Annotated in this window: 9 protein-coding genes; 5 read left to right on the forward strand and 4 right to left on the reverse strand. The window is 76.8% G+C overall.

What is annotated here, in order from left to right:
* Positions 1 to 147 precede the first annotated feature (147 nt).
* The 4 genes from ACZ5WK_RS36290 to ACZ5WK_RS36305 all read right to left on the reverse strand — a co-directional run bounded on the left by ACZ5WK_RS36290 (position 148) and on the right by ACZ5WK_RS36305 (position 3,996).
* On the reverse strand, positions 148 to 1,413 hold the full coding sequence (locus ACZ5WK_RS36290) for a serine hydrolase domain-containing protein (RefSeq protein WP_465554169.1): 1,266 nt from the start codon (positions 1,411 to 1,413) through the stop codon (positions 148 to 150).
* Between the two features lie 268 nt (positions 1,414 to 1,681).
* Positions 1,682 to 2,401, reverse strand: coding sequence for a response regulator (locus tag ACZ5WK_RS36295; RefSeq protein ID WP_465554171.1), 720 nt, complete (start codon positions 2,399 to 2,401; stop codon positions 1,682 to 1,684).
* 303 nt (positions 2,402 to 2,704) lie between these two features.
* On the reverse strand, positions 2,705 to 3,181 hold the full coding sequence (locus ACZ5WK_RS36300; protein WP_465554173.1) for a pyridoxamine 5'-phosphate oxidase family protein: 477 nt from the start codon (positions 3,179 to 3,181) through the stop codon (positions 2,705 to 2,707).
* Positions 3,178 to 3,996 carry a sigma 54 modulation/S30EA ribosomal C-terminal domain-containing protein gene (locus ACZ5WK_RS36305; RefSeq protein ID WP_465554175.1) on the reverse strand — a complete coding sequence of 273 codons (819 nt, stop codon included), beginning with the start codon at positions 3,994 to 3,996 and terminating at the stop codon, positions 3,178 to 3,180. Before ACZ5WK_RS36305 ends, ACZ5WK_RS36300 begins: the two co-directional genes overlap by 4 nt.
* A gap of 279 nt (positions 3,997 to 4,275) precedes the next feature.
* On the opposite strand from ACZ5WK_RS36305, the gene ACZ5WK_RS36310 reads away from it, so the two are divergent.
* The 5 genes from ACZ5WK_RS36310 to ACZ5WK_RS36330 all read left to right on the forward strand — a co-directional run bounded on the left by ACZ5WK_RS36310 (position 4,276) and on the right by ACZ5WK_RS36330 (position 12,896).
* Positions 4,276 to 4,920: a class I SAM-dependent methyltransferase gene (locus tag ACZ5WK_RS36310; protein WP_465554177.1), complete on the forward strand. Its 645-nt coding sequence runs from the start codon at positions 4,276 to 4,278 to the stop codon at positions 4,918 to 4,920.
* Positions 4,921 to 5,208: 288 nt separating this feature from the next.
* Complete coding sequence (locus tag ACZ5WK_RS36315) at positions 5,209 to 8,199, forward strand: type 2 lanthipeptide synthetase LanM family protein (RefSeq protein ID WP_465554179.1); 2,991 nt, start codon at positions 5,209 to 5,211, stop codon at positions 8,197 to 8,199.
* Positions 8,200 to 8,322: 123 nt separating this feature from the next.
* Entirely contained in the window at positions 8,323 to 8,511 is a 189-nt protein-coding gene (locus ACZ5WK_RS36320) for a hypothetical protein (RefSeq protein ID WP_465554181.1), read from the forward strand.
* Between the two features lie 236 nt (positions 8,512 to 8,747).
* Positions 8,748 to 11,699: a helix-turn-helix transcriptional regulator gene (locus ACZ5WK_RS36325; RefSeq protein ID WP_465554183.1), complete on the forward strand. Its 2,952-nt coding sequence runs from the start codon at positions 8,748 to 8,750 to the stop codon at positions 11,697 to 11,699.
* A gap of 201 nt (positions 11,700 to 11,900) precedes the next feature.
* The gene (locus ACZ5WK_RS36330) at positions 11,901 to 12,896 is read left to right on the forward strand and encodes a helix-turn-helix transcriptional regulator (RefSeq protein ID WP_465554185.1); all 996 of its coding nucleotides are present in this window, start codon (positions 11,901 to 11,903) and stop codon (positions 12,894 to 12,896) included.
* Positions 12,897 to 12,907: the final 11 nt, after the last annotated feature.

The raw sequence follows: 12,907 nt of genomic DNA on the forward strand, positions 1-12,907 counted from the left end.
CAACGCCTCGAAGAACCTCGTCTTCAGCGCCTCAAAATCCATGATCCCCGCAACCCCTGAACTCCAGGGTGTTGCGGGGATCAGTAGAACCCACGGGTGGCACGCGGGACGCCGGAGTGCGCCCCGCGTGCCCACCGCCGGGACGGGTCAGATGCGGGTGTCCTCCACGACGGGGAGGAGGTCGCGGGGCGCCACGCCGCTCTGCTGCTCGCCGCCGCCCCCCTGCGAGGTCAGGGTGCGGGGCGCGGCGGCGGGGGCGGGCTGCTTGCCGCAGAAGGCCGGCTCCAGCACGTTCATCAGACCCTGGGTCACGGCGCCGTTGTTGGAGGCGTTGGCGAAGACGACGACGCTGCGGCGGCCGTCCGGGGTCGCGAACGACTGGGTCTGGAAGCCCTGGACGATCCCGCCGTGGCCGAACACGTTGCCGCAGGAGAGCGCGATCTGCCGCAGCCCCAGCCCGTAGCTGATCTTCGCGGTGGGGGTGGGGAGCACGCTGGTCATCTGCTTCAGCGAGGCGTCCGAAACCAGCCCGCCGGCGCTGCCGGCCATCAGCGCGGTGAGGAAGCGGTCCATGTCGCGGGCGGAGGAGACGACCCCGCCGGCGCTCCACACCCAGGAGGCGGTCTGCTCGGTGGAGTCCAGCAGCGGCTTGGAACGGTCGTCGTTGGTCAGGTAGCCGGTGACGTGCCGCCCCTCGATCTCCTCGTCCGGCACCTCGAAGGAGGTGCGGCTCAGGTCCAGCGGATCGATGATCGCGTCGCGCAGCACCTCCGCGTACGGCCGGCCGGTGAGGTGCTCGACCGCCAGGCCCATCAGCACGAAGTCCGTGTTCGAGTAGGAGTAGCGCGATCCGGGCGTGTACTGCACGCCGTGCGCGACCGACATCGCCACGAGCTTCGCGGGGTCGTAGACGTTGTGGCGGATGCGCGCCTCGAAGGCGCTGGTGGTCTCCTCGCCGGCCTGCTCCAGGAGGTCGTTGGTGTGGTCGTAGATGCCGGCGCGGTGCTCCATCACCTGACGGCCGGTCATCGTCCAGCCCTCCGGCAGCGTGCCGGCCGGGAGGTAGTCCCGCAGCGGCTTGTCCAGGTCGATCCGCCCCTGCTCGGCAAGCTGCATGACCAGGACCGCGGCGAACATCTTGCTGTTGCTGCCGACCCGGAACCGCAGGTCGGAGTTGATCGGCGTCCCGTCCAGATCGGCCTTGCCGACCGCCAGCGAGACCTTGGTCTCCGCACCGCCGTGATCCCTGATCACCGCGAACGCACCCGGCGCCCCGGCGTTCACCGTTCCCTGCAGGGCGGCACGCACCCCGGCCGTGTCCGGCACCGCCGCTGCCGCCGGCGCCGCCACGGCCCCCGTCGCCCCCGTGGCCACGACCACCACACCGGTCGCGGCCACGGCCAGCGCACGCACAAATCCAACCCGCGTCATCAGAAACGCCCCTGACTCTCCGTCACCTGGGAAACCGGTCCCGTCGGGACCATGATCCAATATCCCGGACGGCGGGTCATCCGACAAACGGAGCCGCTGTGGCCGCTGCTGACGGCGGGCCGGCGGCCCGTGTGGGCCGGGCGCCGGTGATCCTGTCCACTCGGGGAACGGGGCCGGGACGCGCGCGGGTTCAGCCGGGCGTCCGCAGCCGGGTCCGGCCACCCGGACCGCCGTGCGTCCCCCGGCGGGTTCAGCCGCGCAGGCCGCCGGGCGTCCGCGGGTGGGCCGGCTGCGGGGCCGCGGAGCGGCGCAGCTCGGTGGCGATCAGTGCGGCCTGGACGCGCCGTTCCACGCCCAGCTTGGCCAGCAGCCGGGAGACGTGGTTCTTCACCGTCTTCTCGGCGAGGTAGAGGCGCTCGCCGATCTGCCGGTTGGTCAGTCCCTCGCCGATCAGCGCCAGCACCTCCTGCTCGCGCGCGGTCAGCTCCGGCCCGCGCGGCACCGGTCGTGCCGCCGCCGCATCGCTGCGCAGGCGGTTGAGCAGGCGGGTCGCCGCACCCGGGTCGAGCATCGAGCGGCCGGAGGCGACGGTGCGCACCGCCGCGACCAGGTCGGTGCCGCTGATCTGCTTGAGGACGTACCCGGCGGCGCCCGCCATGACGGCGTCGAGCAGCGCCTCCTCGTCGTCGAAGGAGGTGAGCATCAGACAGGCCAGGTCGGGCATGCGTGAGCGCAGTTCACGGCAGACGGCCACACCGTCGCCGTCGCCGAGCCGCACGTCCAGGACGGCGACGTCGGGGCGCAGCGCGGGCACCCGGACGAGCGCCTGCTCCGCGGTGGCGGCCTCGCCGACCACCTCGAGGTCCGGTTCGCCGTCCAACAGGTCGTGGACGCCGCGGCGCACCACCTCGTGGTCGTCCAGCAGGAACACCCTGACCGGTGCCTGCGCGCCCGCCGTACTGCTCGCCATCGCGCGACTCCACCTTCCTCGTGCCCGGCACGCACCTGCTGCGGGCCCACCGCATCATCCCCGACCGGGCCGCCGCGCCCCAGGGCCGAACGACCCCATTGAGCGCCGTCCGGGGGCGTTGATCCACGGTCAGGCCGGGGCGTGACCGCGGCTGGCGGTGGTGATGGACGTGACCGCGGCCGAGGATGCCGCCGAGGCCGCGTGGACGGCCTTCCCGGCCCTGGCGGTGTCCCGGCATGCCGGAGCGCGGGCCGGGGAGTTCGCCCGGACTCCCCCGCCCGTGCCGGTGCGGCCGCGGGGCCGCTACCCGGCCCCGGCGGCGCCCTCGGTGAGCCGGTGGCCGGTGACCAGGTCGGGCCGGATCGCCACCATGTGCTCCATCGCGCCCGCCACCCAGGGGCGCAGCAGTGCCCGGTAGCGCGTCAGTCGGTCCGGGTCGGTGACCGGGCGGGCGTAGCCGGTCACGACCACGCTCCAGCCCAGGTGGGTCGACGGGTCGATGGCGTCCGCCTCGTAGGCGACCACGACGCCGGCCGCGTCCGCCCCGAGTGCCTCCGCGCTCAGGGCCGCAGCGTCGTGGGTGCGGATGACGATCGTGTCGTCGACCAACACGTGGTTGACGGGCCGGACGGCCGGCAGCGCCCGCGCGGTGAACACGATCCGGCCGAACGGCGCTCCGCCCAGCAGCCGCAGCGCCTCGGCGCGTCCGATCGGCACCAGGTGGCGCGGCGGGGCCACGCCGTCCGGCAGCGGGCCGGGCGGGCCGGCCTCGCCGGTCACGGGGCGGCCGCGATCAGGCCGAGCCCGCCGTCGTAGCGCCGGTAGAGCACCCGGCCGCGGCGGGTGCCGGGCTGGGCGAAGAAGAGGAAGGGCAGGTCGGCCCCGGAGAGCCGCGCCACGGCCTGGTCCTCGGTCAGCTCCGGCGCGCCGCAGGGGCTGACGGTGAGCGGCACGGCCGGGCCGGTGGGCGGAGCGGCGGCCACCGTGCGGGCCAGCCGGTAGCCGGTGGGGCCGACCCGGTAGACCACGGCGTCGGTCTCGGTGGCGGGGTCGGTGAACAGGTGGATGTCGAAGTCCATCGCGTCCATGGTCCGGGCCGCCGCGTCGGGCGAGCACCACACCAGGGCGGCCGCCTTGCGACGGACGATCCGCTCCGCCCGGGCGCCGTGCGGGATTTCGGTGCACGGATCGGCCCCGACCGGGCCCGCGCCCACACGCACGAGCGAACGTTCGCCCCGCGGCGCGCCCTGCGCGGCGACCGCGCCGAGCAGCCCCCGGCCACGCATCCGGTGCGGCCAGGGCCTGGGCGTCCAGCCGGAGGTGACGGCCGCGATCCGGCCGCGCAGCCCGTCGGCCAGCCGGTCCAGCGCCTCGCCGAGGTCGGCGGCGGCCTCCTGGACGCGGATCCGCCGGCCGTCCACCTCGGCGTTGACCTGCGCCAGCACGGCGACCCCACCGACCGGTCCGACCCGCACCCGCGGCGCCTCGACCAGGGCGTCGGCCCCGCTCACCACGGCCGCGATCCGGGCCCTGGCGTCGCCCGCGGCGCCTCCCGACATCCCCTCGCGCACCTGCACCGTGACCAACTCGCCCATCTCCGGCCTCTCCCGTCCCATCACGCAGATTTCCGTACTTTCACGTCCTGCCACGTCTGCCCTCGGCGCACCCCGCGCACACACCCGCACGGCGATCACGATCCCCGCACCGCTGCGGACCGGACAAGGGCCGAACGGCCCACCGCCCCCGGCCGGCCTCTCCCGCCACCGCTCGGCCCTGAGCCACCCCGCGCGGCCGTGGGCCACCCCCGCTCGGCCCCGGCCCCACCCCCGCTCGGCCGTACCCCGCTGCGCGAACGGGCGTGCGATGATCGGGACATGCCTGCTCTCGACAACCAGTCCGACTACTGGAACTCCACCGGGACGGCGAAGACCTTCGGGCACCCGCTCCACCCGGACTGGCTGGCGCGCCTCGACCGCGGCGCGGCCGTCCTCGACTACGGCTGCGGCTACGGCCGCCTCGCCGGCGAGCTGGCCGCGCTCGGCTTCACGGACGTCGAGGGCGTGGACGTCGCGCCCAGCCTCGTCGCCCGCGCCCGGGCCGAGCAGCCGGCCGCCCGGTTCACCGTGCTGACCGACCCCCCGCGGCTCGCCCACCCGGACGGCACCCTCGACGCGGCGCTGCTGTTCGCCGTCCTCACCTGCGTGCCGGGCGACGACGGCCAGCGCGCCCTGGTCGCCGAGCTGCACCGGGTGCTGCGGCCGGGCGGCCTGCTCCACGTCAGCGACCTCTGCCTCCAGCCCGACGCGCGCAACCGCGACCGCTACGCGGAGTTCGCCGAACGGTACGGCCGGTACGGGGTGTTCGAGACCAGCGACGGCGCGGTCTGCCGCCACCACACCCGGCAGTGGCTGGACGAGCTGCTCGGCGCCTTCGAACCGGTCGCCGAGCGCGAGCTGCCGGTGCGCACCATGAACGGCCGGCCGGCGGTGGCCACCCAGCTGCTGGTCGCCCGGCGCTGACCCTCCGGCCCGCGCACCGCGGGACGACGGCCCGCACACCCCAGATGATGCGGGCAGGCCACCGCAAAGATGGGGGCCTGCCCCCCATGCCCCGGTGGCCACGGCAGCGCAAGGATCGGCCCGAGGGCGGCGTCTTCGACGGCAGCGCTGCCCTCTCCCGGCATCGGAGGTGCGGTGGTGGCTGAGGTGAACGCCGTGCGAAGAGCACGCCCCGACGGGGGTGGCGCACCGGTTCAGGGCCCGGTCGCACCGGCCGCAGCCCCGGCCGCCACGGCTCAGCGCCCTCCGGTGCCCGGTGACGCCCCCAGCCGCGTGGCGGTACCCGGCCCGTCGCGGCCGCCGGCGCAGCCCCGGCCGGCTCGGCTCCGGCTCACGGGGGCCGCCGCCTGCGCGCCGTGGTGGGAACGGGCCCTGACGCCCGGCCGGCCCCTTCCGGCCGGCCGGCCCGAGTGGGCCGCCTTCGCCGAGGCCGCCGTCGCCGCGGCGCCCGTCCGCCCGATCGTGCCGCGGGCCGCCTACCCGGGTCTCACCGGCTTCGGCCTGGTCCTGGCGCCCTTCGCCGAGCGCGCCCTGGTCCGGCTCTGCGCGACGCTGGAGACCACCGCCCACCTCGACCTGCCCGCCCTGCGCGCCGGCTTCACCGCCCGCCTCACCGCCCGCCTGAGCCGGATCGCGGCGCGCACCCTGGTCCTGGAGCTGCACACCGCCCGCGCGGCCGGCTGGCTGAGCGGTGCCACCCCGCAGGACCGGTTCCGCTCCTTCCTGGCCCTCACCGCCCGGCGCGACGGCCTCGCCGTGCTGGTGCGCGCCTACCCGGTGCTCGCCCAGCTGCTCGCCCAGGCCTGCCTGGACGCCGCCGAGGCGCAGGCCGAGCTGCTCTCCCGCTTCGCCGCCGACCGCCCGCTGCTGGTTCCCGCCCTGCTCGGCGGCACCGACCCCGGCGCGCTGGTGGCCGTCGACTCCGAGGCCGGCGACCGCCACCGCCGCGGCCGCGCCGTCGCGGTGCTGCACTTCGCGAACGGAGCCGCCGTCGCGTACCGGCCCCGGCCGCCCGCCGCGCACCGGCACTTCAACGCGCTGCTCGGCTGGTTCAACGCCCAGCCCGACGTGCCCCGGCTGCGCGCGCTCGGGCTGCTGGACCGCGGCGGCCACGGCTGGACGGAGTTCGCCGAGGCCCGGCCCTGCCGCACCCCGTTCGAGGTGGAGCGGTTCTACCGGCGCCAGGGCGCGCTGCTGGCGCTGCTGCACGTGCTGGACGGCACCGACCTGCACTTCGAGAACGTGGTCGCCTGCGGGGAGCACCCCGTCCTGGTCGACGTGGAGACGCTGTTCCACCCGCCGGCGCAGGCCGGACCGGCGGAGGACCCGGCCGCCCGCGCGCTGGAGGAGTCGGTCCACCGGGTCGGTCTGCTGCCGCAGTTGCTGCTGGGCGACGACGGCGCCGTGGACGTCTCCGGCATCGGCGGCGGCCGGCGGGCGACCTCCCCGGTCGAGGGCGTGGACTGGGCGGGAGCCGGCACCGACGAGATGCGGCTGGTGCGACGCCCCCGCCCGTTCGGCGAGGCCCGCAACCGGCCCCGGCTGGACGGCACCCCCGCCGACCCGGCCGCGTACACCGAGGCGCTGGTGGCCGGATTCCGCGCCGGGTACGCCGCGCTCGCCGCCGGCCGCGGCCAACTCAGCGGCCCACAGGGACTGTTGCACTCCTTCGCCGAGGACGAGGTGCGGGTGGTGCCGCGCGCCACCCGGGTGTACGCGCGGCTGCTGGACGAGTCGACCCACCCGGACGTACTGGGCGACGCCGCGGCCCGGGGGGCGGTGCTGGAGCTGCTGCGCACCGACGCCGTCGCCGACCCCGGCCGGCCCGGCCTCGCCGGCCACGAGCTCGCCGACCTCCGGGCCGGCGACGTCCCGCTCTTCACCACCCGCCCCGGCAGCCGCGACCTGTGGACGTCCGGCGGCCGCCGGCTCCCCGGCGAACTGGCCGAAACCGGACTGTCCCGCGCCGAGGCCAAACTCGCCGCCCTCGGCGGGGTGGACCGCAAGGACCAGGAGTGGATCATCCGGGCGGCGATGGCGGGCGCCGCCACCGCGCCCGCACACCGCCCCGGCCGCCCGGTGCCGGAGAACGTCTGGGCGACCGCGCCCGAGCCCGAGCAGCTGCTGGCCGCCGCCCGCGGTGTCGGCGACCAGCTGGTCGCCGCCGCGTACCGGGGGCGCACCCGTACCAACTGGCTCGGCCTGGAGCTGCTCGCCGACCGGTACTGGCGGGTCCGCCCGCTCGGCGCCGACCTGGCCGGCGGGTACACCGGCACCGCGCTCTTCCTCGCCCAACTGGCCGCGCTCACCGGCTCCGACCGCTACGCCGAGGTCGCCCGCCGCGCGCTCGCGCCCGTCCCCGGCCTGCTCGACCTGCTCGGCGCGCACCCCGACCACCCGGCCGCCGTCGGCTCCGGCGCGTTCGCCGGGCTGGGCGGCATCGCGTACGCGCTCACCGAGATCGCCCGCGCCCTGGACGACCCGCTGATCCGGCAGTGGACCGGCCCGGCGGTGGCGCTCACCGCGGCCGCCGCCGAACGCGAGAGCGACACCGGCGTGCACAGCGGCACCGCCGGCGGCCTGGCCGCGCTGCTCGCCGTCCACGCCGCCTCCGGCCGGGCGGAGGCCCTGCGCGCCGCCGCCCGCTGCGCCGAACGGCTCGCCGCGGCGCCCCTGCCCGCCGGCCCCGGCTTCGCCCACGGCGCGGCGGGCACCGGCTGGGCGCTGCTGCGGTACGCGCGGGCTGCCGGCGAGACGGCCGACGGCCCGCACCACCGGGCCGGCCTGGCCGCACTGCACGCCGCCACCACCGGGCGCGCCCGCGAGGCGTCGTGGTGCCGCGGCCGCCCCGGCATCGCGCTCGCGGTGGCCGACAGCCCGGGCGCGCAGGCCGACCCACAGCTCGCCGACTGGCTCCCGCGCGCCGTCCGGAACACCGCGCGCGCCGCGCCGCTGCCCGACCAGAGCCTCTGCCACGGCGAGCTCGGCGTCCTGGAGCTGCTCGGCCGCGGCGGGCCGGCGTACGGGCGGACGCCGTGGGTGCGGCGGGCGGCCGCGCTGCTGGCCGGGGTCGACCAGGAGGGCCCGCGCTGCGGCACCCCGGACCACGTGCCGCACCCCGGCCTGCTCACCGGCCTGGCCGGAATCGGGCACGGGCTGCTGCGGCTGGGCTTCCCCGAACAGGTGCCGCCCGCGCTGCTGCTCCGCCCCCGGCTCCCGGCTCCGCCGCCCGCCCTTTGACCGCACCACCGTCCGCGGTCCGCCCGGACCCGGTACGGTGCGGTGCGGCGGGCGGGCGTTGCCGCCCGCCCGGTTTCCACCTGCCAACACCCGGTCCAACGACGAATGGGAGTACCTGAGCACATGCGCGACACCGACCTGACGCCCAGCCGGAAGCACGCGACCGGCCGACCCGACGAGGCGGCCGACCACCCCGCCGGCGAGATCCGGCTGCGGGCCGGCGGCGGCCTGGGCCTCCGCTCCCAGCTGCTCGCCTCCGGCGGCACCACGGCGCCCGCCTTCGAGTTCCCGACCATGACCGTCCCGGCCTGACCGGCCCGGAACGAATCCATCGCCGGCTCCCGGACGACGCGTGCCCCGCGCACGCGCCCGCCCGGCCGGACCGCCACCGGGGACCGGGCAGCCTCCCGGTGGCGGTCCCGGCGGTGAACCGGAGGCCACCGCCACGAATGTGGTCGTACGGTAACCATCCCGCAATGGCACGGTGGACACTTCGTGGCCGATTCTCCACCCTACAGATCCGACAGACCGTCAAGTAGCCTGCGGCCATGCGCACCACTTCGTCGATCACCATCGGGCGGGCGGCCGAGATCGGCCTGCTCGGCAGCGCGCTCGCGGCCTCCCGCCAACAGTCCGGGCAAGCGGTCTTCCTGCTCGGCGAGGCCGGGATCGGCAAGTCCCGGCTGGTCGGCGAATGCGCCTACCAGGCCTACGGGCTCGGGCTCCCGGTGCTGCGCGGCCGCGGCTCCTCCACGCTGACCGTCACGCCGTTCCGGCCGCTGATCGAGGCACTCTCCTCCCGCTTCCGCGCCGCCGGGACCCCGGCCGACCCCGAGCTCGCCCCCTACCGCCCGGCCCTGGCCCGGCTGGTGCCCGAGTGGCGCAGCGAGCCGGCGGGGGCGGCCGGCTACCCCGAGACGGTGGTCGAACTCGCCGAGGCGCTGCTGCGGCTGCTCGCCGTCCTCGGCCGGGATCAGTGCTGCGTCCTGCTGCTGGAGGACCTGCACGACACCGACGCGGAGACGGTCGCCGTCCTGGAGTACCTGGTCGACAACCTGGCCGGCCTGCCGGTCCTGCTGGTCGGCACGCTGCGCGCGGAGCCCGGCCCGGCGCTGGACCTGGTCCGGGCCGCCGAGCGCCGGCGGGCCGCGACCGTCGCCGAACTGCGGCCGCTGCCACCGGCCGACGTGCGGGCGATGGCCGCCGCGATCCTGGAGACCGAGGTCGCCGAGGTGCCCGCGGCCGCCCTGGAGCAGCTGGCCGAACGCGGCGACGGCTGCCCCTACCTGATCGAGGAACTGCTCTCCGACATGCTGACCTCCGGCGCACTGCGCCGCGCGGGCGACGGCTGGGAGGTGGCCGGGGACCTCTGTACCGCCGTGCCCAGCACCATCGTCCGCAGCTGGGGCCGGCGGATCGACCAGCTGGACCCGCCGGTGCGCGAACTCCTGCTCACCGCCGCCACCCTGGGCAGCCGGTTCTCGGTCGCCACCGTCCAGCTGATCACCGGCCACGACGACCGGACGCTCTTCAGCCACCTGCGGTCCGCCTCCGAGGCCAACGTCATCGTGCCCGACGGCGCCGCCCCCGACCGCTACGCGTTCCGGCACACGCTCACCGCCGACGCCGTCACCGCCGCTCTCGCCCCCGCCGAGCGAGCCGCCGTGGCCCGCCGGGCGGCCCGGGAGATCCTGCGAGCAGACCCAGAACTCGGCGACGAGCGGCGCCAGTTGGTCGCCTCCCTGCTGCTGGCCGGCGGTGACCGGGCGGGCGCCGCGGTGCACTTCGCCGAGGCCGGCCGCCGGCTGCTGGAGGCCGGCGCGGCCGGCTCGGCGGTGGTGCTGCTGGAGCGCGCGCACGAGCTGGCCGGGGGTGCCGAACGGGCCGCCGTCACCGAGCAGTTGCTGCCGGCACTGGCCGAGTCCGGCCGGCTGGACCGGGCGTTCGAGCTGGCCCGCACGCTCCCGTCGGTGCCGGCCCCGGCGCCGGACACCCGGCACCCCGCCGTCGAGCGCCGGATCGAGCTGCACACCCGGCTCGCGTGGGCGGCGGTGATGGCCGAGCGCACCGCCGAGGCCTCCGCGCAGGTCGCCGCCGCCCGTGCCCTCACCGGCGCGCACCCGCGCCCCGAGCAGGACGCCGCCCTCGTGGTGGTCGAAGGCCACCTGGCCCTCCTCCCCGACCACCACGCCCCCGACCGCGTCTCCCCCGCCGAGACCGAGCGCCTGGCCCGCCGCGCCGCCGAGGTCGCCGAACGCGCCGGCCTGCCGGTCGTCGCCTGCCAGGCCTGGCAGTTGCTCGCCCTGCTGGCCCGCGAACGCGGCTTCGACGACGCCGACGCCTGTCTGGAACGCATGCTCGCCGTCGCCGAGTCGCACGCCCTCCCCGTCTGGCGCGTCGAGGCACTGCTCCGCCTCGGCGCCAACGCCTTCATGCGCACCGGCGACGGCACCCGCCTCGCCCACGCCCGGGAGGCCGCCGCCGGGCTCGGCGCGATCGTGCTCACCCAGACCCTGGACGGCCTGCTCGCCATGAACGCCGTGCTGCGCGGCGACTGGCCGGCCGCCCAGGAGATCATCGATCGCTGCCTCGACGCCACCGCCCGGCTGCACAACCTCGCCGCCCACCGCTACCTGCTGCTCGGCTCCGCCACCCTGGCCGCCCACCGCGGCCGCGGCCGCGAGATGGAGCGCGAGCTGGTGCGGTTCCGGCAGGCCGGCGGCGAGGAGTCGTTCCTGGTGCCGCTGCGCTACGGCCTCTGCCGGGCCGTCGGCGCCCTGCTCGCCGAGGACCGCACCCGCGCCCGCGCCGAACTGGCCGCCGGCCTCGCCTGGGAGCTCGACCACCCCAGCGTCTTCTACCTGGCCGGCCGGCACGGCCTGCACCCGCTGCTGGAGGTCGTGACCGGCGCCTGGACGCGCACCGAGTTCGCGCCGGCCACCACCGCCCCCGCCGCCGGGCTCGCCTGGAACCGCCAGTTCCTGCTCTTCGCCGAGGCCGTGCTGCTCGGCCGTGAGCACCGCCCGGAGGACGCCGCCCGCACCCTCGCCGAGGCCCGCGCGGCGGCGGCCCCCTTCCCGCTCGCCCACCACCTGGCACTGCGGCTCACCGCCGAGGCCGCGCTCGCCGACGGCTGGGGCGAGCCGGTGGCCTGGCTGCGCACCGCCGAGGAGTACTTCCACGCCGCCGAGGTCCAGCCGGTGGCCGCCGCCTGCCGGTCGCTGCTGCGCCGCGCCGGCGCCAGCGTCGCCCAGCACCGCGGCGGCCGCGACGCCGTCCCGGCCCGCCTGCGCACCTTCGGCGTGACCCTGCGCGAGTACGAGGTGTTCGTCCTGCTCACCGACCGCCCCGGCAACCAGCAGCTGGCCAGCAGGCTCTCGATCTCCCCGCGCACCGTCGAGAAGCACGTGGCCAACCTGCTCGCCAAGACCGGCCGCCCGGACCGCGCCGCCCTCTGCGCCCTCGCCGCCGACCTCTGCGCCGAGCCGTCCACCCCCTGACAGGGTTCACCGACGCCGTCGGACGGTCACTCCTCCGGGGCCTGCGGGCAGGGGCGCCGCGGCACCGGCGCGAGCCGCAACTGCCACGGTGCGGACTTCAGGTGTGCCGAGAGGTCCGGCAACGGGCGAAGTCGTTCACGCCCTGCAGGCCAGAGCCGCTCCACTGTCATCTCCTGTCAGCGGAAGTGAATACTGGCAGCCATGCGCGCCGGCCGACTGATCTCGCTGCTCCTGCTCCTGCAGAACCGGGGGCGGATGACCGCCCATCAGCTCGCCGACGAGCTGGAGGTCTCCGTCCGGACGGTCTACCGGGACGTCGAGGCGCTCGCCGCGGCCGGCATCCCGCTCTACGGGGACGCCGGGCACGGCGGCGGCTACCAGTTGCTCGACGGGTACCGCACCCGGCTGACGGGGCTCACCGCCGATGAGGCGCAGGCCGTCTTCCTGGCCGGGCTGCCCGGCCCGGCGGCCGAGTTGGGCCTCGGCGAGGTGCTGGCCGCCGCCGAGCTCAAGCTGCGGGCCGCCCTCCCGGCGGAGCTGCGCGAGCAGGCCGGGCGGATCCAGGAGCGCTTCCACCTCGACGCACCCGGCTGGTACGGGAACATGGACGAGACGCCGCACCTGGCGGCCGTCGCCGCCGCGGTCTGGGGCCGGCACGCGGTACGGGTCCGCTACCGGCGGTGGAAGGCGCCCACCGAGGTCGAGCGGCGGCTGGAACCGTACGGACTGGTCCTCAAGGCCGGCCGCTGGTACCTGGTCGCCGGCGCGGGCGGCGGCGCGGGCGGCGGCAGCGCGCGCACCTACCGGGTCGACCAGATCCTTGAGCTGCACCCCTTGGAGGAGCATTTCGAGCCACCGGCGGGCTTCGATCTGGCCGCCCACTGGCGGGACCGGCTCGCCGACTTCCACGCGCGGCTGCACACCGCGGAGGCGGTGGTGCGGCTGTCGCCGCGCGGAGCCGCCCGGGTCCGCGAACTACTCGGCCACGCGGCGGGCCGGGCGGTCGCGGAGGGCGGGGTGGTGGAGGCGGACGGCTGGACCAGGGCGGCCGTGCCGATCGAGTCGCTCGACCACGCCCACGGCGAGTTCCTGAAGCTGGGCGCCGACGTGGAGGTCCTCGAACCACCCGCGCTGCGGTCCCGCCTCGCGGCGACCGTCCGCGAGCTCGCCGACCGGTACGGCACCCAGGCCCCGTGACCGGCCCGCCG

The organism is Kitasatospora sp. NPDC032757 (genome assembly GCF_055579305.1).

Coding starts and splice junctions, on each gene's coding strand:
- ACZ5WK_RS36295 (WP_465554171.1), bottom strand. CDS start 2,401: ATGGCGAGCAGTACGGCGGGCGCGCAGGCACCGGTCAGGGTGTTCCTG.
- ACZ5WK_RS36305 (WP_465554175.1), bottom strand. CDS start 3,996: ATGGGCGAGTTGGTCACGGTGCAGGTGCGCGAGGGGATGTCGGGAGGC.
- ACZ5WK_RS36310 (WP_465554177.1), top strand. CDS start 4,276: ATGCCTGCTCTCGACAACCAGTCCGACTACTGGAACTCCACCGGGACG.
- ACZ5WK_RS36320 (WP_465554181.1), top strand. CDS start 8,323: ATGCGCGACACCGACCTGACGCCCAGCCGGAAGCACGCGACCGGCCGA.
- ACZ5WK_RS36325 (WP_465554183.1), top strand. CDS start 8,748: ATGCGCACCACTTCGTCGATCACCATCGGGCGGGCGGCCGAGATCGGC.
- ACZ5WK_RS36330 (WP_465554185.1), top strand. CDS start 11,901: ATGCGCGCCGGCCGACTGATCTCGCTGCTCCTGCTCCTGCAGAACCGG.